This window comes from Pedobacter ghigonis, assembly GCF_903166585.1.
GTDB classification, from domain to species: Bacteria; Bacteroidota; Bacteroidia; order Sphingobacteriales; family Sphingobacteriaceae; genus Pedobacter; species Pedobacter ghigonis.
In genome coordinates, this window is record NZ_CAESCM010000010.1 from 193,395 (window position 1) to 215,193 (window position 21,799).

The 21,799-nt window shown below is 39.1% G+C and carries 18 protein-coding genes, 1 tRNA gene and 1 pseudogene; 11 read left to right on the top strand and 9 right to left on the bottom strand.

The window, feature by feature from the left end:
• Nucleotides 1–19 precede the first annotated feature (19 nt).
• A complete protein-coding gene (locus tag HWV58_RS15675; RefSeq protein WP_175634994.1) occupies nt 20–1,099 on the bottom strand; it encodes a mechanosensitive ion channel family protein in 1,080 nt (359 codons plus the stop codon).
• 147 nt (nt 1,100–1,246) lie between these two features.
• Between HWV58_RS15675 and pnuC the strand changes: the two genes are divergently transcribed.
• The 7 genes and pseudogenes from pnuC (at nt 1,247) to tsf (ending at nt 6,478) form a co-directional block, all read left to right on the top strand.
• Complete coding sequence (pnuC, locus tag HWV58_RS15680) at nt 1,247–1,909, top strand: nicotinamide riboside transporter PnuC (protein ID WP_175634995.1); 663 nt, start codon at nt 1,247–1,249, stop codon at nt 1,907–1,909.
• On the top strand, nt 1,906–2,871 hold the full coding sequence (locus tag HWV58_RS15685; protein WP_175634996.1) for an AAA family ATPase: 966 nt from the start codon (nt 1,906–1,908) through the stop codon (nt 2,869–2,871). Before pnuC ends, HWV58_RS15685 begins: the two co-directional genes overlap by 4 nt.
• Nucleotides 2,872–2,993: 122 nt before the next feature.
• Nucleotides 2,994–3,451: pseudogene (locus HWV58_RS15690) on the top strand (ORF6N domain-containing protein).
• 366 nt (nt 3,452–3,817) lie between these two features.
• Complete coding sequence (gene rplM, locus HWV58_RS15695; RefSeq protein ID WP_175634997.1) at nt 3,818–4,261, top strand: 50S ribosomal protein L13; 444 nt, start codon at nt 3,818–3,820, stop codon at nt 4,259–4,261.
• Between the two features lie 3 nt (nt 4,262–4,264).
• Complete coding sequence (gene rpsI, locus HWV58_RS15700; protein WP_124562708.1) at nt 4,265–4,651, top strand: 30S ribosomal protein S9; 387 nt, start codon at nt 4,265–4,267, stop codon at nt 4,649–4,651.
• 18 nt (nt 4,652–4,669) lie between these two features.
• The gene (gene rpsB / locus HWV58_RS15705; protein WP_039481189.1) at nt 4,670–5,503 is read left to right on the top strand and encodes a 30S ribosomal protein S2; all 834 of its coding nucleotides are present in this window, start codon (nt 4,670–4,672) and stop codon (nt 5,501–5,503) included.
• 129 nt (nt 5,504–5,632) lie between these two features.
• Nucleotides 5,633–6,478, top strand: a complete 846-nt coding sequence (tsf, locus tag HWV58_RS15710) for a translation elongation factor Ts (protein ID WP_175634998.1) — start codon at nt 5,633–5,635, stop codon at nt 6,476–6,478.
• Nucleotides 6,479–6,530: 52 nt separating this feature from the next.
• Here the strand turns inward: tsf and HWV58_RS15715 are convergent, their stop codons facing one another.
• Nucleotides 6,531–7,736, bottom strand: coding sequence for a metallophosphoesterase (locus HWV58_RS15715; RefSeq protein WP_175634999.1), 1,206 nt, complete (start codon nt 7,734–7,736; stop codon nt 6,531–6,533).
• Between the two features lie 85 nt (nt 7,737–7,821).
• Between HWV58_RS15715 and nagA the strand changes: the two genes are divergently transcribed.
• The 3 genes from nagA (at nt 7,822) to frr (ending at nt 10,288) form a co-directional block, all read left to right on the top strand.
• Nucleotides 7,822–8,916: an N-acetylglucosamine-6-phosphate deacetylase gene (gene nagA / locus HWV58_RS15720; protein WP_175635000.1), complete on the top strand. Its 1,095-nt coding sequence runs from the start codon at nt 7,822–7,824 to the stop codon at nt 8,914–8,916.
• Between the two features lie 64 nt (nt 8,917–8,980).
• A complete protein-coding gene (gene pyrH / locus HWV58_RS15725; RefSeq protein ID WP_124561090.1) occupies nt 8,981–9,685 on the top strand; it encodes a UMP kinase in 705 nt (234 codons plus the stop codon).
• 39 nt (nt 9,686–9,724) lie between these two features.
• On the top strand, nt 9,725–10,288 hold the full coding sequence (frr, locus tag HWV58_RS15730; RefSeq protein ID WP_124561091.1) for a ribosome recycling factor: 564 nt from the start codon (nt 9,725–9,727) through the stop codon (nt 10,286–10,288).
• Nucleotides 10,289–10,343: 55 nt separating this feature from the next.
• Here frr and HWV58_RS15735 read toward each other — a convergent pair whose 3' ends face one another.
• Nucleotides 10,344–11,360, bottom strand: a complete 1,017-nt coding sequence (locus HWV58_RS15735) for a LacI family DNA-binding transcriptional regulator (RefSeq protein WP_175635001.1) — start codon at nt 11,358–11,360, stop codon at nt 10,344–10,346.
• Nucleotides 11,361–11,507: 147 nt separating this feature from the next.
• A tRNA-Asp gene (locus HWV58_RS15740) sits at nt 11,508–11,652 on the bottom strand.
• Between the two features lie 344 nt (nt 11,653–11,996).
• Here HWV58_RS15740 and HWV58_RS15745 point away from each other — a divergent pair.
• The gene (locus HWV58_RS15745) at nt 11,997–12,473 is read left to right on the top strand and encodes an Lrp/AsnC ligand binding domain-containing protein (RefSeq protein WP_025145395.1); all 477 of its coding nucleotides are present in this window, start codon (nt 11,997–11,999) and stop codon (nt 12,471–12,473) included.
• A gap of 428 nt (nt 12,474–12,901) precedes the next feature.
• On the opposite strand, the gene feoB is transcribed toward HWV58_RS15745, so the two are convergent.
• From feoB to HWV58_RS15770, 5 genes are all read right to left on the bottom strand, one after another.
• Nucleotides 12,902–15,010 (bottom strand): ferrous iron transport protein B, encoded by a 2,109-nt coding sequence (gene feoB, locus HWV58_RS15750; protein WP_394354245.1) that lies wholly within the window; start codon nt 15,008–15,010, stop codon nt 12,902–12,904.
• 10 nt (nt 15,011–15,020) lie between these two features.
• Nucleotides 15,021–15,236, bottom strand: a complete 216-nt coding sequence (locus HWV58_RS15755; protein ID WP_039481214.1) for a FeoA family protein — start codon at nt 15,234–15,236, stop codon at nt 15,021–15,023.
• A 145-nt stretch (nt 15,237–15,381) separates the two neighbouring features.
• Nucleotides 15,382–18,153, bottom strand: coding sequence for an outer membrane beta-barrel family protein (locus HWV58_RS15760; protein WP_175635003.1), 2,772 nt, complete (start codon nt 18,151–18,153; stop codon nt 15,382–15,384).
• A gap of 172 nt (nt 18,154–18,325) precedes the next feature.
• Nucleotides 18,326–21,130: an outer membrane beta-barrel protein gene (locus tag HWV58_RS15765; RefSeq protein ID WP_175635004.1), complete on the bottom strand. Its 2,805-nt coding sequence runs from the start codon at nt 21,128–21,130 to the stop codon at nt 18,326–18,328.
• A 261-nt stretch (nt 21,131–21,391) separates the two neighbouring features.
• Nucleotides 21,392–21,790, bottom strand: coding sequence for a VanZ family protein (locus tag HWV58_RS15770; RefSeq protein ID WP_235972744.1), 399 nt, complete (start codon nt 21,788–21,790; stop codon nt 21,392–21,394).
• Between the last annotated feature and the right edge of the window lie 9 nt (nt 21,791–21,799).

Below are 21,799 nucleotides of genomic sequence, written 5' to 3' on the forward strand. Positions count from 1 at the left end.
ATCGAAATGACGATAGCTTTTATATATTTTCAAATTTATCCCTAAACTCCAACCTTTTCTTCGGTAAACTCTCCGGATAATTATTTTGAATAAAAGCAATCATCGCTTCGCGGATGTTGCACCGCAAATCAAATGCTCTGGAAGAATTAGAAGCACTCATTAAGAAACGTACCTCAATTGATCCATCTTTTGTGCTATCCGTAACCTGAACAACATTTACCCGTTTATCCCAAAGTGGATTCGCAGCAAGGAGTCTGGTCATCTCTTCACGTAATGGCTCAATGGGAATAGTATAATCCAGGTAAAGAAAAACAGTACCCAGCAAATCGGCCGATACCCTCGTCCAGTTCTGAAATGGCTTTTCAATAAAATAGGTAATCGGAAGGATTAACCTCCGTTGGTCCCAAATATTAACCACTACATAAGTTAAGGTAATCTCTTCTACTTTTCCCCATTCTCCTTCAACAATCAAAACATCATCAATACGAATAGGTTGTGTAAAAGCGATCTGAAAACCTGCCAATAAATTCCCTAAAGACTTTTGGGCAGCGAAACCAATAATAATTCCACCAATCCCAACACCTGTTAGCAAGCCTGCCCCTATTTTACGCATGCTTTCGAAACTTAACAGAATAATGGCCGCTGTAATAAGAATGATTAAAGAAACGATGAACTTGCGCACAAACTGCAACTGTGTTCTGATTTTACGCTCTTTCAGGTTATTTTCCTTGTTCAAATCATATTTAAAATAAAAATAATCTTCCAGTACATTAATTGTCCGCACCAGAATTAAAGCAAAGGTGATAGTAAGTGCAATTTCTAAAGCTTTATCCACAGGAGTACGATAAACAGGTGGCATCTGCATCAGCGTTAATGAAAAATTGAGGAGCAATAATGGAATAAAAACTCCTACCGGATGGCGCAGATGCTTGATAATCGATTTGATTAGGATAAAATCCCACCAGCGCGACAACAATATAAACACTTTATGGATAACAAATTTGATGAATATGCCGAGCAAAACCGCCAGCAGGCCAATAATGATATTCTTTAAAAACAAGGGAATGGGCGAACTGAAAAAATGACCGAGGTACTGCATAGAAAATGGGATTGGTTAACAAACACAACCTGAAGGCATCAACGATTAATTAACACCTATCATTTACTTTTGTTTATAAACAGATCAGCCCAGCACATTAATAAATTATATACTTTAGGGTTTTATATTCCATAAATAAATGAGCACATGGATTTTTTCGATGCCCAAAGCATATTTTTTACCGTTCTTGGCTATAAAATGAGTTATCTCGAGTTCTTTGCGGTCGTAACCGGAATTATCTCTGTAATCCTTTCAGCAAAAGCCAGTATCTGGAGCTGGCCCGCAGGTATTGTGAATGTTTTCCTATCAGCATTCTTGTATTATCAAACCCAGCTTTACCCCGATATGTTCCTGATGGTTTTCTTTTTTATTACCAATATTATGGGTTGGTGGCGGTGGAAAAATCCAAAACCTGAAGAAGAAGACAAAAACAAAGAACTCAAAATCAGCTTTATGCCGCTAAAACAGTTTTTAATGTTACTTGTTGCAGGTAGCGTTGGCACAATATTAATGGGTACGCTGGCCAGTCAGCTCCACAATTGGCTCCCACTGTTGTTTAACCTGCCAAGTGCTTATCCGTTTGTTGATTCATTTATTTTTGTAATGAGTGTAATTACCACTTTTTTAATGATACAGAAAAGGGTTGAGTGCTGGATTATCTGGCTCATGATCGATATCGTGGCTACCTATCTTTATTTTCTAAAAGGGATCAAATTTATGGGAATCGAATATTTCGTTTTCACCATTATTGCCGGCTTTGCACTTTGGAACTGGATAAAGGAATACAGGAGTTATTCGAAAACAGCATGAAAAGGGGATTAGTTATTGGCAAGTTTATGCCGATCCATGAAGGGCATATTGCATTGATCAATTTTGCTGCTACACATTGCGATGAACTGATCGTATCGATGAGTTTTACGCCTAATGATAAAATTGATCCGTTATTGCGTTTCGATTGGATCAGAACGATTTTTAAGGATCGGCCAAACATTAAACCGGCAATCATTGCAGATGATTTTGACGATGAAAGCCTGCCTATAACCGAACGCACAAATATCTGGGCCATCAGAATGCGTGAAGTTTATCCAAAGATAGACGTCCTGTTCAGTTCCGAATTTTATGGAGCACCTTTTGCCCTTAATTTACAGGCCGAACATTTTCTATTTGATGAGCCCAGGAAATTTAAGCCTGTATCTGCTACCCTGATCAGAAATAACCCTTTTAAATATTGGGAATTTATTCCGGAGCCGGTAAGACCATATTTTGTGAAGAAAATTTGTTTCTACGGACCAGAAAGTACTGGAAAATCGACTATGGCCGAAAAAATGGCTTTGCATTACAACACGGCTTTCGTTCCCGAAGTTGCACGCGAATTCATTACATCTAATGATATTACAGTTAACGACATTATCAATATTGGGATCGCGCAAACCGCGAGGGTAAAGGAAAAGACAAGCATTGCCAATAAAGTTGTTTTTTGTGATACCGATTTAATTACCACAAAAATATATTCTCAATACTATTTAAATGTAGTCCCGGATATTTTAAACGATCTCGAAAACGAAATCAGTTACGATTTATATTTCCTGCTGGATATTGATGTAGAATGGGTGGCAGATCACCTTCGCGATTTTGGCGATCGCCGTTTAGAAATGTTCAATTTATTTAAAGCAGAACTCGAAAAGCGTAGCATTAATTATATCCTGATCAATGGAAATTACCAAGAACGTGAAGAAAAGATCAAAAAAATTATAGACTCAATATTGGTGTAAATAAATCCATTTTTGTATCTTCTATTCAAATCCAAAATGATATGACAGCTAAACATATGCTTCCTATCATCCCTGACAATATTCTGGTTAACAAAATTGATGAGCTAAGAGGCCTCAAAGTGATGCTCGATAGCGACCTGACAGAGCTATATGGTGTAGAGACTAAAGTTTTAAATCAAAGTATCCGTAGAATATGGAGCGTTTCCCAAACGATTTTATGTTCGAACTAACTGCTGAAGAGTGGGAATCTTTGAGGTCACAAATTGTGACCTCAAAAAAAGGTAGAGGAGGAAGAACCTATTTGTCTCATGTTTTTACCGAACATCGCATACTGATGCTCTCGAGTGTTTTAAACAGCAGGCAAGCCACCCAGGTGAATATCCAGATTGTTAGAATCTTCTCGCGCATACGCCAGTTTATTATTGATAGTGGCGGCCTTAAACTCGAAATCGAGGAAATCAAACAAAAAATATTCAATCAGGACAAAAACATCGAACTGTTTTTTAGCTATTTGGATAAACTGATCGATAAGAAAATCGGGCCAAGGAAAAGAATTGGCTATATGCCCGATGATCTGTGACCTTCACTGCGAATAGCACCAACTGCTTAATTTCGTAAACGGGATTGCAGCGATATCCTTTTTTGCCATTACTTCTACATATTCAGTATAACAATGGCGAAAAAGATTTAGCGTAAAGCCCGGCCGAAACAACCGAAGAACCACTGCTTATGCTTTCCACAAACCCTAAAATACTTCCATTTTAAATGCTGGTGTGAAGTGTCTGTAAGCCCCTTGTAAACATCGGAATAACTTTAGTAAGAGGAATGCTATATATAAACCAAACTTTTTTCAATCAACTATTTGATAATAAAAGTATTCTATCTATCTTTGCAGTCCCAATTTTAATGGGAATAATAAATTGTTTAATAAATTAAATACAAGCAAGTGAATACGTTAAGTTACAAAACTGTCTCGGCCAATGCTAAAACTGTAAACAAACAGTGGATTGTTGTTGATGCGGAAGGCGAGATTTTGGGGCGCTTGTCATCGAAGATCGCTATGATCATCCGTGGTAAAAACAAGCCTGAGTACACCCCACACGTAGATTGCGGAGATAACGTAATTGTTATCAATGCAGACAAGGTTAAATTGACAGGAAACAAATTCAGCGAAAAGCAATATGTTTCTTATACTGGTTATCCAGGTGGTCAACGTTTTATCTCTCCAAAAGAGTTAATGGCGAAACACCCTCAACGTGTAATCGAGAAAGCGGTACGTGGTATGTTACCGAAAACTAAATTGGGTAAAAAATTATACACCAATCTTTTTGTGTATGCTGGTGCAACTCACCCTCATGCAGCTCAATCTCCAAAAACCATTAAACTTTAAGAAATGTCAGTTACTAACACTTCAGGCAGAAGAAAAACAGCTGTTGCACGTATCTACTTAAAAGATGGTGCTGGCACAATTACCGTTAACGGTAAAGATCACAAAGAATATTTCCCAACTTTACCTTTGCAATATATCGTTAACCAAAGTTTAGAAGTTTCTGAACTTACTGGCCGTTATGATATCACTGTAAACGTTCAAGGTGGTGGAGTAAAAGGACAAGCAGAAGCTGTTCGTTTAGCTATTGCTAAAGCGATTGTTGAACTAGATGCGGAGAAAAAACCTGCATTACGTGCTAAAGGCCTAATGACGCGTGATATGCGTATGGTTGAGCGTAAGAAACCAGGACGTGCTAAAGCTCGTAAGAAATTCCAATTCAGTAAACGTTAATCACAGGAGGCAAAGACAATGGCAAGAACAACTTATCAAGACTTATTGGATGCAGGTGTACACTTTGGTCACCTTACCCGTAAATGGAATCCAAAAATGGCTCCTTACATTTTCATGGAGCGTAATGGAATTCACATTATAGATTTAAATAAAACTTTAACTAAAACTGAAGAAGCTGCGGCAGCGATTAAACAAATCGTAAAATCAGGACGTAAAGTATTATTTGTATCAACAAAAAAACAAGCTAAAGGAATCGTAGCTGAACAAGCTAAAAAAGTAAACATGCCTTTCGTAACTGAACGTTGGTTAGGTGGTATGTTAACTAACTTCGCTACTGTTCGTAAGTCAATCAAAAAGATGTCTAACATCGATAAAATGACTAAAGACGGTACTTATGCTATCCTTTCGAAAAAAGAGCGTTTAATGATCCAACGTGAGCGTATTAAATTAGAATCACTTTTAGGTGGTATTGCTGATTTAAACCGTTTACCTGCAGCTTTATTCTTAATTGATGTTAAGAAAGAGCACATCGCGGTAACTGAAGCGTTAAAATTAAACATCCCTACTTTTGCGATGGTTGATACTAACTCTGATCCTTCTAACATCGATTTCCCAATCCCTGCGAATGATGATGCTACAAAATCTATCTCTTTAATTACTGATGTAATTATCAAAGCGATTGAAGAAGGTTTAGAAGAGCGTAAACGCGAAAAAGATGATGAAGCAGAAAAAGAAGCAGTAGCTGCTAAAGCTGCAGCTGATGCGCCTGAAGCTAAAGAGCCAAGACGTAAAAAAGCTGCTGAAGCTGAGGTTGAAGCCTCTTCATCAGAAGAAACTAAAACAGAAGAATAGTAATATTTTTTAATTGCAGGTTACTGGTTTCAGGTTTTAAGTTGGCTTAACACGAGTTTAACTTAGCGCTTGTAACTTGTAACCTGTAATTGTTATAACAAGATTGTAAATTTTAAAAAAGGAAATAAAATGTCTACAGTACAAATTTCTGCAGCAGATGTAAACAAATTGCGTCAACAAACTGGCGCTGGTATGATGGATTGCAAAAAGGCTTTAGTTGAAGCTAACGGTGATTTCGAAGCAGCTGTTGATTTATTACGCAAAAAAGGTCAAAAAGTATCTGCCGCACGTTCTGGCAATGCTACTTCTGAAGGTCTGGTATCAATCGCTCTTTCAGCAGACGGTACAAATGGTAAATTAGTTGCTTTAGCTTGCGAAACTGAGCCAGTTTCTAAAGTTGAAGATTTCCGTAACCTTGCTCAGGCTGTTTTAGCTGCAGCAGTTGCCAACAATCCTGCTACTGCTGAAGAATTATCAGCAATTACTTTGGAAGACGGACGTACAGTTGCTGAAACCATCACTGAACTAACCGGTAAAATCGGCGAGAAAATCGTTATTCAGGAGTATGCAAATATCTCTGGCGAAAAAATCGTTTCTTATATCCACTCTAATGGTAAAATGGGTGTTTTAGTAGTATTTGAAGGCGCTAATGGCACTGATATTACTGAAGCTGGTAAAGATGTTGCAATGCAAATTGCTGCAATGAACCCGGTTGCTGTTGATAAAGATGGTGTTGATCCAGCTACTATTGAGCGTGAAATCGAGATTGCTAAAGATGTTATCCGTCAGGAAGGCAAACCAGAAGAAATGGTTGAAAAAATCGCTGCTGGTAAATTAAACAAATTCTACAAAGACAGTACTTTATTAAACCAGGAGTTTGTTAAAGACAGTTCAGTAGATGTTCGTAAATTCTTAGACAACACTGTTAAAGGATTAACTGTATCTGCTTTCAAACGTGTACAATTAGGTGCATAAGCACTCATAAAACATTAAAAAGCCGGTTAGCTAAACAGTTAACCGGCTTTTTTTATTTCCTTGAAGCGGTATAGGCTCCTACCTCCTTGCCCGAATCATCGAGCATACTTACCACAACCTTATTTTTATCTGCTGTTATTTTGGTAATGGTTCTGTTGCCTTTTTGTGGCCCGCCACCAATAATTAAAGGGTAATGATTTAATGCTTTATCAGGCTGGTGTACCATATATTTGTGCGTATGACCACTCAACACCAAATCTACCTTTCCCTCGTTCAATAATGGTTCAAACAATTCAGTACAATGCTTTGGGCCATGGGCATCGCCCGAATAACGTGGTGGAATGTGCATCAATACAATACGGAAAGGTGCTTTTTTAAATGCTTTCGAATTGATTTCCGTTTTAAGCCATTCTGCCTGTTGAACACGGTACTCATCGAAATTCACAATCCCTGCATAAACCGGATGTGCATCTTCCTTATCTTCTCCGGTATCGATAACTACAAAGCGAACAGGGCCTAAAGTAAAAGCGGTATGGCCAACATGCATGTAATATTGTGCAAACTCGCGTGCAAATTTACCTCGGGTTTCATGATTTCCACGCACATATATAAAAGGTGTATTTTTAGCAAAGTTATCTACACAGGGTTGCAACATGTGGTCGATAATCTGTTTTTCGTCTGTCTGATAGTCGAAAATATCACCGTTAAAGAAAACAAAATCCTGCTGCGCTGCTGGCACAAGCCCTAATAAATGCGGAATAGACTCAGGACGATCATGAATATCGTTCATCATTACAAACGATACCGCTTCTTTAGCCTGGTTGGCATTCAAAAACGACTCTACATTGCTGCTTACTGTTTCGCCGTAAGTTAATTTATAGGGTTGAAAATCTTTGATCTCCTTGGATACAATCTTATAATAATACTTAACTCCAGGTTTCAGATTATTAAGCGTTACTGCATTTAGCTTGCTGTTGGCCTGCATTAAACCCAACTCAGCCTTCCCATAAGCTTTCTGGCTTAACTGATCGGCTTGTTCACCAAATTCTACCCAACCAGCGGCATTTTTGTTGGTTAACCACAAAATGGTCATCGAGTTGTTGAAATTGGTTTGAAGGTAAGGTCCTACTGCGATTTTGAAGGCATCTTCTCTTTCTGTTACATCTGCAATAGCTGATGCAGGCGCAACCAGAGTTGCAGCACTTAAAGTGAGTCCGGCTTTTAGAAAGCTCCTTCTATTGGGCTGATTTTCATTCATTTGATTAGTTTATCTTATTAATCAAATATATCGTTACAATATTTAACTTTGATTGTGTAAGCTTAAATTTACTCAAACGTTTGATATGCCTAAGATAATTCCCAATACCTCCTACTACAATAACAATACACTTATAACCAATCAGGAAATCGAAATCAGCGGTACAGAAATTGCAGCCATCAGGCCGGCTGCTGTTACCAATAATCAGTTGGTTACTGTGCCTGGTTTTATAGATTTACAGATTTATGGATCCGGGGGCCGCCTTTTCTCCGCCGACCCAACTATCGAATCGCTAACCATTATGGAAGACGATTTGCTAAAAAAAGGGACTACTGGTTTCCTGGCTTGCCTGGCTACCAATACCCCGGAAGTGTTTAATGCCTGTATCGAAACAGTTAAAGCACATCGCCCCTCAGCAAAAAACTGCCTGGGACTTCATTTAGAAGGGCCGTTTTTAAACCCAAAACGTTTAGGAGCACATGTTCCGGCATTCGTACGCAAGGCATCTCTTGATGAAATCAAAGAGTTGCTCGATTTTGGCGATGGTGTAATTAAAATGATAACCATTGCACCCGAGCTTCAGGATGATGAGGTAATTCAGTACTTGCTCGATAATGGCGTAGTAGTTTCTTTAGGCCACAGTAACGCCACCTTTGATGAGGCCACTGCTGCCTACAATAAGGGTGTACAAACCACCACGCACCTCTTTAATGCCATGAGCCCTATCCACCACCGCGAGCCAGGCATACCAACTGCAGTTTTTAATCATAATAAAGCTATGGCCAGCATCATTGCCGATGGTCAGCACGTAGATTTCGAAGTGGTTAAATTTGCGCAAAAACTGTTGAAAGATCGTTTGTTTCTCATTACCGATGCTGTTACAGCCTGCGCTACAGGCCCATACCAGCATGTACAAAAAGGAAATAAATATGTTATGCCAGATGGAACGCTTTCAGGCTCATCGTTAACCATGTTAGAAGCGGTTAAAAACTGTGTAAGCCATTGCGATATCGATTTAAACGATGCTTTGAAAATGGCTGCACTTTATCCTGCCAAATTAATCGGTATTGAGCATTTAAAGGGAACAATAGAAACTGGAAAGACAGCCGATTTGCTGGTTCTTGATAGTGCCCTGGAGTTAAAAGAGGTAATATTTAAAGGCGAAAAAATTTCTATTTAAATATTTACATCAATTGTGAAAAAGCATAGCGAGGTATTAAAAAATTGTTAATATTTTTGGGGTCATGAAATACAAACGCATCCTACTAAAGCTTAGCGGAGAATCGCTAATGGGCGACAAACAATATGGCATTGATAATGAACGCGTTAAGCAATACGCAGAAGATATTAAAGCTGTACACGATAAAGGTTTAGAAATCGCAATCGTGATTGGTGGAGGAAACATTTTTAGAGGTTTAAGCGCCGAAAAAAGCGGGATGGACAGAGCACAGGCCGATTACATGGGCATGTTGGCTACCGTAATCAACTCTATGGCCTTGCAGGATGCCTTAGAAAAAGTGGGCATTAAAACGCGCTTACTTACAGCGATTAAAATGGAACAGATTTGCGAACCTTTTATCCGCAGAAGAGCCGTTCGTCACCTGGAAAAAGGACGCGTAGTTATTTTTGGTGCCGGTACTGGTAACCCTTATTTCACTACCGATTCTGCTGCTGCCTTACGCGCCATAGAAATTAAAGCCGATGTAGTATTAAAAGGAACCCGTGTAGATGGTATTTATACTGCAGATCCGGAGAAAGATGCCACTGCAACAAAATTTGAACAGATTTCTTTCAGAGAAGTGTACGATAAAGGGCTTAATGTTATGGACATGACTGCTTTTACACTTTGCGAGGAAAACCAGTTGCCTATTATTGTGTTTGATATGAACAAACATGGTAACTTCATGAAAATTGCCAGTGGCGAACCAATTGGTACCCTGGTTAAATAAGCATATTAAAAAAATTAATTCGTAGAAATACCCACAATTATGAACGAACTCATACAATTACAATTAATGGATGCCCAATCTTCAATGGATAAAGCCATCGATCATTGTGAAGCAGAATTAACTAAAATTAGGGCTGGTAAGGCATCGGCAGGAATGCTTGATGGCATTTTCGTTGATTATTATGGTGCTTCAACTGCTTTGGCACAGGTGGCAAGCATCAACACGCCTGATGCAAGAACTATTGTGATCCAGCCATGGGAAAAATCGCTTTTAACGGTAATCGAAAAAGCCATCCAGGTTGCAAATATCGGTATCAACCCACAAAATGATGGTATTGTAATCCGTTTGGTTGTACCACCACTAACCGAAGAACGCAGAAAGGAACTGGTTAAAAAAGTGAAAGAAGAAGCCGAAAGAGGCCGTATCACTGTACGTAACATCCGCAAAGATGCCAACGAGAAAATTAAAAAACTAAAAGGCGATGGTGTTTCTGATGACGAGATCAAAACCGGTGAAGGTGAGGTTCAGAAACTAACTGATGCGTACATCATCAAAGTAGATAAACACGCGGAGGCTAAAGAAAAAGATGTAATGACAGTTTAATCTGTTTAAACGATAATAAAAAAAGGGAACTGATTGGTTCCCTTTTTTATTGAAATTACTTTTTTGCGCTCGATGGCCTTACATTTAACGTGGTAGGCAGCGAAATTTGCGTATTTCCGACGTTCTGCCCGGCTTTTTTAAGCTTATTGAGTAAAACCTTCATGATATTCTCTGCAATGGCTTCTAAAGGCTGTGCTATCGCCGTAACAGCTGGTTCGCAGAATTCCAAAATCTCAAAGTCATCAAAAGATACCACTGCCAGATCTTTATGAATCCGGATGCCCGATTTTCTAAAAGTCCTTAAGCCATCCAGGCAAATGTAGTTGGCAGCAAAAATTACCGCATCAAGCTGTTTTTCGGCTTTAAAAAAGCTAACCATCTCCCGAATCGAATCTTCAGAGCTTGTGTATTTAATTTTCTTTACAACAGCTGGTAGTTTATGTTTTTCAATTGCGGTTTCGTAACCCGCCAGGCGGTCTACCATTTGCAACTGTTGCGTATCAATGGTAACAAAGCCAATATTTTGGTAACCATTGTTAATCAGGTGCTCTGTTGCTTCGAATGTGCTTTTCTTATTATCAATAATTACATAATCGGTTTTTACATCCTGTACATAACGGTCAAACAAAACTACAGGCGCATCCGTTTGGATCAGCTTCTTCACCTCATCTTCCAACCCTTCCGGCAAGGCCATTATGTAACCATCAACATGGCGGTCTTCAAAAATCTGCAACAGTTCTATTGCCTTTTCTGTATCGTTACGGGTACTGCTAAAAAGGATTTTATAGCCGAGGTTCGATGCAATTTCATCGATATGACGGGCTATCCCCGAAAAAAAAGGTTCTGAAATATCATCAACCAAAAAGCCGATAATTTTAGTTTTACCCGTTCTTAAACTGGTTGCCAGTGCATTTGGCTGATAGTTTAATTCTGCAACCAGATCAAGTACCTTTTTGGTAAGGGCTTCACTAATATTTTTTTCGCGCGCCTTTCCATTAATTACAAATGATACGGTGGTAATGGAAATATTTAATTGTTTGGCTATATCTTTTATTGAAACGCGTTTCTTCATCACAGTACTTAAGTCGTTTTGAATAATTTAAGCTGGTAATATAACAATAATCTGCAAAGATTGTCATCTAAACTGATTCTCTTAAACAAAAAAAGAGCAACCTATCCAGGATTGCTCGATTAACTAACTTATTATTCATAAAAAATGCTGTTGGGGAAGGAGTCGAACCTTCAAGGGGTAGTTAGCTACAGTTCAAAAAATTAATTTGTGGTCAACCCAATAAACTGCGTTTGTCCCATTATTCCCCACCACCGAGACAAGGAGGCGTGTCTGCCAATTTCACCACCCAACATTTTAAAAGTTAACAGTTTTAATTTGTAGCTTTCAGTTTTAAACTGCAAACCGTAAATTGATAACTGCAACCAGCTGTAGGGGAAGGAATCGAACCTTCAAGGAGTGGTTAGTACCGAAACCGGTATATTCCCATTATTCTCCGCCACCGAGACAAGGAGGTGTGTCTGCCTGTTTCACCACCCTACAGTATGTTTAGCAATCTTGAAAGAACGTTTCCTTTTTGTTAATTGCTTGATACAAATGTAAAGGAACAACCAATACCTTGCAAATATTTTAAACATTTAATTTTATTTTTATAATATTGATAAATATTCGTAAATTCGCTTATCATAATTCAAAAATATGCTTAAAAAAGACAATTCCAATTTAGAAATTGACAACCTCGATATCGATATATTGAAACAATTGATGCAGGATGCCACTAAACCGTATACAGAAATAGCTAAAGATCTGATCGTTTCAGGCGGTACTATACACGTGCGGATGAAGAAATTACAGGAAATGGGGATTATTAAAGGTTCTCATTTAATTATCGATCCGCAAAAAGCAGGCTATGATATTTGTGCTTTTTTGGGTATTTATCTCGAAAAGGGAATACAGTATAAAGATGCGGTTGCGCAGCTGAGTAAAATTAAGGAGGTGGTAGAGCTACACTATACTACAGGAGCCTATAGTATGTTTGCAAAAATAATCTGCAGAGACACCAACCACCTGCGTCATGTTTTAAATGAAGAAATTCAGGCAGTGAATGGCATTCAACGTACCGAAACTTTAATTTCATTAGAAGAGAGCATTAAAAGGCAAATTGAGTTGGGCTAAGTAAAGACTAAAGGGGAAAGACCAAAGTTAAAAGACGATAATCTGTGTGATCCTAAAATCTGTGAAATCATACCGCAGGCTAAAAAATTACGTATCCTGTTTGAAAATGAATGTTCATTAGGGCTTCGGGAACAGCAGTTCCGTTATTCGCTATAGCCCCGAATTGCAATCGGGCGCTGCCGCTTCTACCGGGTTTATTAACAAAGGTAAACGCAATAATAGCGATCGCTCCATAAACGATTGCACAGATTAGCCTCCCAACCATTAATAGTAGCATAATATTGGCCACATAGACCCGATAGGAGTAAGCATCCCGATTTTTCATCGGGATAAAACGGAAAGCGGGAGGAAATTTAGATAGTGATGCAGGTATTGCTCTTCAAAGAACAATAATCAACAATAGCATGCGCTTAAAATAGAAATAATAACTATTTCAATAACTGATAAGCTACCAACGCTGCAACATAAGCCATGGCCGTCATATAAGCCAATTGAATAACCGGCCATTTCCAGCCTTTGGTTTCGCGGTAAACAATGGCTACTGTACTCATGCATTGCATAGCAAAAGCATAAAAAAGCATTAATGAAATACCGGCAGCAAAAGAGTAAACCGGTAAACCGGTACGGCTGTTAACCGAAGCTGCCATACGCTCTCTAATGGTCGAGGTATCCTCATCGCCGCCGTCAACACTGTAAATGGTTGCCATAGTGCCTACAAAGGCTTCACGGGCAGCAAAAGAGGTGATTAAGCCAATACCAATCTTCCAGTCGTAACCCAGCGGACGGATTACAGGCTCAATCCAGTGGCCAAGTACACCTACATAAGAATTTTCAAGCTTTTCGGTTGCTTCCAAAACCTTAATGTGATCGGTATTTTGGGTGGTATCGGCCAGTGCCGCAGCATATTTCTTTTCTATATTTTCGAAACGGTCTCCGGGTCCGTAAGCAGCCATTACCCATAGAATAACCGAAATGGCAATAATTACTTTACCAGCTTCGAAAACAAAGGTTTTCGATTTCTCGTACATGGTAAAAAGTACATTCTTCCACCTCGGCATACGGTAAACAGGCAGCTCCATTATAAAGTATGATCTTTCTTTGGTTTTGATGATGAGTTTCATCACCCAGGCTACCAATACCGCAGCCACAATTCCTACCAGGTACATCACCATTAGCGCCAGGCCCTGCAGGTTAAAAATACCCAGCACATGTTTTTGCGGAATAATTAAGGATATGATCAGGATATATACCGGGAGCCTCGCCGAACAACTCACCAAAGGGGTTACCAAAATGGTAATCATCCGGTCTTTCCAGTTTTCGATATTCCTTGCCGCCATAATTGAAGGAACGGCGCAGGCCAAACCACCAATCATTGGCACCACCGATTTACCGTTGAGCCCAACCTTACTCATAATTTTATCCATCATAAAGGTAACACGGGCCATGTAGCCGGTATCTTCTAAGATGGAAATGAAGGCAAAAAGAATGGCAATTTGAGGGATAAATACAAAAATACCGCCCAAACCGGCAATCACGCCATCCAATAATAAATCGGTAAACATACCGGCCGGCAAATATTCGTGTCCAAGTTCGGTAATAAATCCAAAACCACTTTCAATCCAGTCCATCGGGTAAGACGACCAGGCGAATATGGCATTAAAAATTATAAACAGAATCAGCAAAAATATAGTAAAGCCCCAAATTTTATGGGTAAGTATTGCATCAAGTTTATCGCTGAAAGAGAATTTCTTTTCTGTTCCTTTATCCACCACCACATCAGCAAGAATAGTACTTAAATGCTTGTAACGTGCTATGGTTTCAGCGGCCTGTATTTTAGCCGATTCGAAATGGTTCGATTGCTCTATTTCTTCAATTTCTTCCTGCTCTTCTTTGGTGAAGAAAGTTAAATGCTCGTGCTGATGCAAAACCTGCAGGGCATAATAATCGTTGTCTGAATTTAGTTTTGCCTTAATTGCATTAATTGCTTCAGGGGCCAGAAAATTTAAATTAACTTCCTGAAACTGCGTGGCTATTTTAGTGGTATTGGCTATGGCATTTTTAAGTTTATCGATGCCAATGTTATTTCTTGCCGAGATAGAAACTACCTGAATACCTAATTTTTCGGCCAGCTTATCCAGATTAATCTCAATGCCTTGCTTGGTAGAAAGATCGATCATGTTTAAAGCCAAAATCATCGGGATGCCCAGATCGGCCACCTGCGAATACAAAAGCATATTACGCTTAAGATTGGAGGCATCGGTAACCAATACGATTACATCAGGATGGCTATTGTTCTTTTTATCGGCCAGCACCTGAAAAACAATGCTTTCATCGGCGCTTTTGGGGTAGAGACTATAAGTTCCGGGCAAATCGATAATTTCAGCATCTTTATCGCCTGCAAGTTTGGTAAAACCTGTTTTCTTATCAACTGTTATACCCGGGAAGTTACCAATTTTCTGATTTAAACCGGTTAAGCGGTTAAATAACGTAGATTTACCTGTATTGGGATTACCAACTAATGCAACTTTAATATCCAAACCCAAATATTTATTGAATGATTACCACATCAGCTTCGCTTTTACGCAAACAAAGCTGATAACCAGCAACACGAATGGCCATTGGATCGCCAAGAGGGGCAAAACGTTCAACCTCTACAACCTCGCCCGGCAAGCAGCCCATCTCCATTAACTTTACAGACATATCTAAATCTGTAAAAGCTACAATTGTTCCTTTTTCTCCAACTTTTAGGTGCGACAGTTTCATCTGTGTTTATTTATATTTTATTAGCCAGATGGAGCCTAACGGGTTCATGTGCTAAATTTGGCGCAAGTTAGCCTTTCTTTAGATTTATTCCAAATAACATGGCTTTTACATTCGGGAAATAATGCAGGGTTTTACGGTATCGTGATTAATTTCTTTGACGACCGCCGCCAAAACCACCACCGCCTCCGCGGTTTCTTCCGCCACCACCTTCTTCATTACCGCGGATCCGGTTTCTACCTCCCATCCGGTTTAGGGAATAGGTAAACGAAAACATAAAATAACGTTGCAATACATTATAGCTTTCATCGCGAATGGTATTGTTATTGGCTGTACGGCTTACACCCTGGTTTTCGTTTAGCAAATCGTTTACTGAGGCTTTAAAAGTACCACGGTTTTTGAAAAACTGCTTGCTTAAATACGAATTTACCAGCGTAAAATGGGTATCGAAAGCCTCTCCCCTCCCAGTGTTCTGGTTATAATCGGCATCGATAGACCAGCGGATATCGCCAGGGAACATATAACTTACACTAATATTTGGACTAAAGGTATAATACCGGGTGTTCGAATTGGGCTGAACGGAATAGGTTGCCCGGTTAATTGAACCACTAACCCCTGCAGTTAAATCGAGCTTCTCTAAATTGGAAACCAAGCGGTAGCCATTGGTGACAGACCAGCTGTTGGTTATATTTTTTAAGCTGTTGGTAAAGTTTACATCGCGATTATAGCTCCCACTAACATTGATGTGAAAATTAAGCTTATTATCGGCCATTACAGGCAAACTTAAAGATGAAGACAACGAACCAGAATAAACACCATTAACATTCACCGGAGTTACAGCCAGTTTGCCCTGATCTTTTCCGCTTTGAATTAAACTGGTACTGTTTGCAATCTGGTTAGCAGTTTGGGCAAGATTCAGGTTAACAAATAACGACCTGTTTTTGCCTACAGTAAATGTATTATAGGCAATACGCAGGGTATTGTTAAACTCGGGCTTTAAATCGGGGTTACCCACCGGAATACTTTGTGTATTGGTATTATTCTGGATAGGCTGCAACTGTTGTATGGTAGGTTGAGTGGTACTACCGCGGTAATTGAACACCAAACGCTTACTGTTGCTAAAATTATACCTGAAGATAGCCGAAGGCGTATAATTAAAAACATTTTGTTTTAGTGTAAAACCCTGCGTAATGTTATTGTTTTTCCGGTCGGTATTTTGAACTGCCATACCCACATTCCAGTTATATTTTTTGGCCATTTTATTAAAGCTGAATCCAGCCGCATTGGTTAAAATGGTATTCTCGTATGAGTTACTGAATGTCTGATCCAATAAATCGTATTCGAGCGTAGCCGGATTAAAATTATAGGTAAAACGGTCGGAAGTGTTGTGGTTATATCCGTTCTGATAGTGAAATTCCAAGCTTAGGGTCTTATCTAAGGGTTCTGTATACACCAAACGGGTATTCTGATTAAGCGATTCGCTTTCCTGATCGTTAAACTGGTTAATTACCTTTTGTGTGATTATCCCACCTTCATCTCTTGTTTCGGGGTTATTGTTGTAGTTATCAGCATCGTTGTTGTTAATGCTGGTGTTGAAATTCAAGGATAAGGTTCGTCCGCGGCGCATAAATTTTTTACGCAGCAAAATATTGTTACTAATTGATGGGGCGGTGTTGTGGTTGGTTAATATCTGCGATCCATTTGTTTTATAGGTACTGTAATCGCGGTTGTAAAAACTACTGTTCAGGCTCTCGTTATCTGTATAGCTTAAATTTGGCTCTATCTTTAGTGAGGTTAACGAATCGAGTTTAGTATCGACCATAAAATTTAAACGATGGTTTAAGCGGTCGGAAGTATTGGTTTGGTTATTATTAAAAACCGTGGTAACATTGCCCAAAAGATTTTGTGTAACGCTATTGCGCAGAATGAGATTGTCAGATTTATTCACAAAATAACTCAGGCTGATTTCGGTTTGATCGGCATATTCGTCAGAGAAGTTAAATCCACCGGCCTTAGTATCTGTAATCCCGCTACGGCCACCATTTCCGCCGCTGTTACCGCCACCTAAACCACCACCAAAGTTTTGCTTGTTTACATTGTTGAACTGCCCAATTACACTTAGCCGTCTGTCCTGGTTAAAATGGTTGATATTTGTGTTTATATCGTAACGGTCGTTAGATCCATAACCTCCCGAAGTGTTGCCAAAGTAACCATTCTTCCGGTCTTTTTTGGTTGTAATATTAATGATCTTAGTCCTCGAACCATCATCTATACCGGTAAACTGGGCCTGATCTGAAAGTTCGTCGATGATCTGGATTTTATCTACCATATCTGCCGGTAGGTTTTTGGTTGCCAGTAAAGGGTCGTTCCCAAAAAACAGCTTTCCATCCACCTTAACTTTTGTAATGGTTTCGCCCTGGGCTTTTACCGCACCCGATTTATCGACTTCTACTCCGGGTAGTTTTTTTAACAGATCTTCTACTACTGCGTTTTCTACCACTTTAAACGAGCCTGCATTAAATTCAAGCGTATCTTTCTTCACCACAATCGGAGGCACTTCTGCCTTGATATCAACGGTTTGAAGCTCAATTGCACCTCCTTCTAAAACAATATCGCCTAAGCTTACATCCGGTTTATCGGCTGTAATGGTAAAATCTTTCGTGATATTTTTTAATCCCAAAAATGCAGCATATACTCGGTAAGGGCCAGGTTTCAGATCTTTGAAAACAAACTTTCCGTCTTCGGTAGTACTCATTGCACCAACCATACTCGAATCGGTTAGGTTCCTTACTGCCAAAGAAGCATAATCAATTGGTTTTTTATCTTTCGATTGAAGCACCCTCCCACTCACCGAGCCGGCTTTTTGGGCATAAACAAAATAAGAACATAGTACAAGAAGCAGCGTAAAGATTGGTTTCATTCGGTTAGTTTGGTTTTTATAACATAGAGACTATCAGCATATTTAAAGGTTTATTTTAACTTAAGTAACAAATGAAATACACAATTGTCAGCTTTACATTTAATAAGCTGTTACGGCTGTAAAACAAAAAAGGCCCGAGAAACGGGCCTTTCAATTCTGGTATTGATATTTTTTACATTCTCATGCGTCGGCCTTCACCACCCTGACCCGGCATTTGCATATCGCCGCTCATGGTACGACCACCAATACGGGTTAACGAATACGTGAACGAGAACATGTAGTAACGTTTTAGCACGTTATAGTTTAAATCGGTAATTGAAGTACCTGATGTAGTTCTCGAAATACCTGTATTCTGATTCAATGCATCATTTACAGAGAATTTAAAAGTAGCTCTGTTTTTAAAGAACTGACGACTGATGTAAGGGTTAAGAATGGTATATTCCTGGTTATACAAATCGCCACCACCAAAATTTCTGAAATAATCGATGTCCATAGCCAGCCTGATATTTGCCGGGAATACATAGCTTACATTAAAGCTTGGGTTAATGGTGTAATACTGCGTATTTGCCGATTGCTGTGCCGAAAACGTAGAGTTGGTATAGCTACCGGTAATGCCACCAGTTAAATCAAACTTATCTACGTTGGTAACCAGTTTATAGCCATTAGATATGGTATAACTATTGGTCACGTTTTTAACCAGTTGAGTACTCGCGTTAGGGGCAATAAAGTTTACGTTTCTGCTATACGAACCGTTACCCGAAATATTTAAGGTAAGCTTACGCTCAGGCATTAAAGGTAAAGACCAGGTTGCATTGGCATTACCAGCATAAACGCCATTAACGTTAATATAACTAACCTGCTGAAGGCCGCCAGATATTGGAACAACGGTATTTCCAATACTGTTAAAGGTCTGTGTAAGGTTTAATCCGGCAAAGAAGAAACGACCACTTTCGATATTGAAATTATTGAAGTTAATCCTCAACTGGTTATTAAACGAAGGTTTCAACTCCGGGTTACCTACGTAACGGGTTTGCGAATTTGTATTATCTGGGATAGGCTGAATCTGATCGATGCTTGGTTGCGTAGTAGAACCACGATAATTGATAAATAATCGTTTACGGTTACTGAAATTATATCTAAACTGTGCAGATGGCGTAATGTTAATGAAGTTCTGTGTACGTTTTAAACCTGTAGTTAAATTGGTATTTACCCTATTGGTCTGCTGTGCGGCTACACCAATGTTCCAGTTGTATTTTTTCTCTGTTGTAGTAAAACTAAAACCAGCCGCATTGGTTAAAGTACGGTTATTATAAATATTCGAAAATGTATTATCTACTAAATCGAATTGCAACGTAAGGGGATTATAGTTATATACGTCTCTCTGCGAATCGCTGTTAGAATAACCGTTCTGATAATTAAATTCTACACTTAAGGTTTTATTTAAAGGCTCAGTATATACCAACCTTGTAGTGTTGTTTATAGCATGGCTACTGGTGTTGTTTAACTGGTTGGTTAACGAATCTCTTTTTACTCCACTTTCAGTAATATGATCTAAACGGTAATTCTGATTGGTACCGTTGTTGTCGTTAATACTGGTGTTTACATTAAGCGAAAGGGTACGGCCCCTACGTTTAAAACTTTTACGGACTAATAAATTATTGGTAACAGCAGGAGTAGCAGCAGTAGTTGTATTTTCCTGACTTCCATCTGTAATACTCGTTACATAATTCCTGTAATACTTGGTTATGCTACTGCCATCACTTTCTGTGTAAGTTACGTTCGGCTGGATCTTGATAGACAATGAAGGATCGATCTTCGTATCCACCATAAAATTAAAACGGTGATTGGTACGGTCGGTTGTATTGTTTAAATTCTGCGTAACATCGGTTGTAATCCCTCCAAAAAGATTTTGGATGTGTGAGTCCTGAATGATATCGGCAGTCGATTTATTGAAGAAATAACTGGCCTGAAACTGTGTACCATCTTTGTAAGTATCGGCAAAGTTTAAACCCGCAGCATTCGTTGTAGTGATACCACCGCCGCCACTGCCGGAGTTACCCCCACCGCCGCCGCCAAAACCGCCACGGCCTCCACCTCCGCCAAATCCGTTTCCTACGCCACCACCCTGACCAAAGTTTTGTTTATTTACGTTGTTAAACTGACCAATGAAACTGATCTGACGGTCATCGTCAAACTTGTTTACATTTAAACTGGCATCGTAACGGTCGTTAGAACCATAACCTACAGTACTATTACCAAAGTAGCCATGTTTCATGCCATTTTTAGTAGTAATATTCAGGATTTTATTTCTGGTTCCATCATCAATACCGGTAAACTGTGCCTGTTCAGAAAGCTCATCAATTACCTGTATTTTATCAACCATATCGGCTGGTAAGTTTTTGGTTGCCAATAAAGGATCATTACCAAAAAATTCTTTTCCATCTACCTTTACTTTGGTTACCGTTTCGCCTTGGGCTTTGATACTTCCATCTTTAGCTACCTCAACTCCGGGTACTTTCTGCAATAAGTCTTCAACTACAGCGTTTTCGCGCACTTTGATTGATTTGGCATCAAATTCTAGGGTATCCTTTTTTACTACAATCGGAATGGTAGCGGTAACATTTACGGTTTTTAAATCAACACCATCATCGCTCATGGCAATTTCGCCAGCATTTACTGCCGCTTTAGCCACTTCTACGTCTTTAGTTGCTGTTTTTAAACCCAAAAAGGCTGCATAAATCCGGTACTTGCCTGCTGCTATAGCTTTAAAGCTAAATGATCCATCCGGATTGGTTTGACCTGAGGCCACCACACTCGAATCTTTCAAACTTTTAATTGCTATGGTAGCAAAATCAACCGGTTTTTTATCTTTTGCGTTAATTACTTTACCGCTGATAGCGCCGGTATTTTGCGCCTGGGCAAGATATCCACAAAATAGGAGAACTATAAAAATTGCCCTCTGAACGTTCTTTTTCATCAAAAAAATTTAGGTATTACATACAAAACTAAGCTATCAGACTCGGCAAAAGCTTAAAGGTTTGTTAAGGTGTGTTAAAAGCTTGGTAACATTTTAAATACAGCAAGCGAGCTGCAAATCAAATCGAAAAGGGAGGGAGGGATTTGACTATGTTATTTTTGTGGTGAAGGATAACTCTTGTAATATACTTTCGGGCAGTTACAGTTTTTTTTAAAAATACTGCAGCTGCTTAAACATATGGTTACCATAACGCAGATAATACTAACTTTCGTTTTCATTGAAATTTAATTTATGGAGCAATACATAACTGAAAACAGCCATTAACGCACCTAACATATCACAGGCAAAATCCCACCATTCGGCAGAGCGGTAGGTAAAAACTTTCCACTGTAATATTTCGATTGTACCTCCAATAATGGCATTGATCAGGAGGATTTTAAAAATTGTTAATGTTCTGAAAGCGAAAGTATGCTGATACCTTATTTTACCATAAAAGAGCAGCACTGATAAAACAAAGAAAAACCCCAGATGAGTCATTTTATCAAAACCTTCGAAGAAAAAACCCGGACCAGAAGACTCAGGCATCCTCATATTACAAAGCACTAAAATAACAAGGGTCCAGATAATGGCCCAGATTTGTCTTTTTAGTGCTTTGTACAAAATATGATA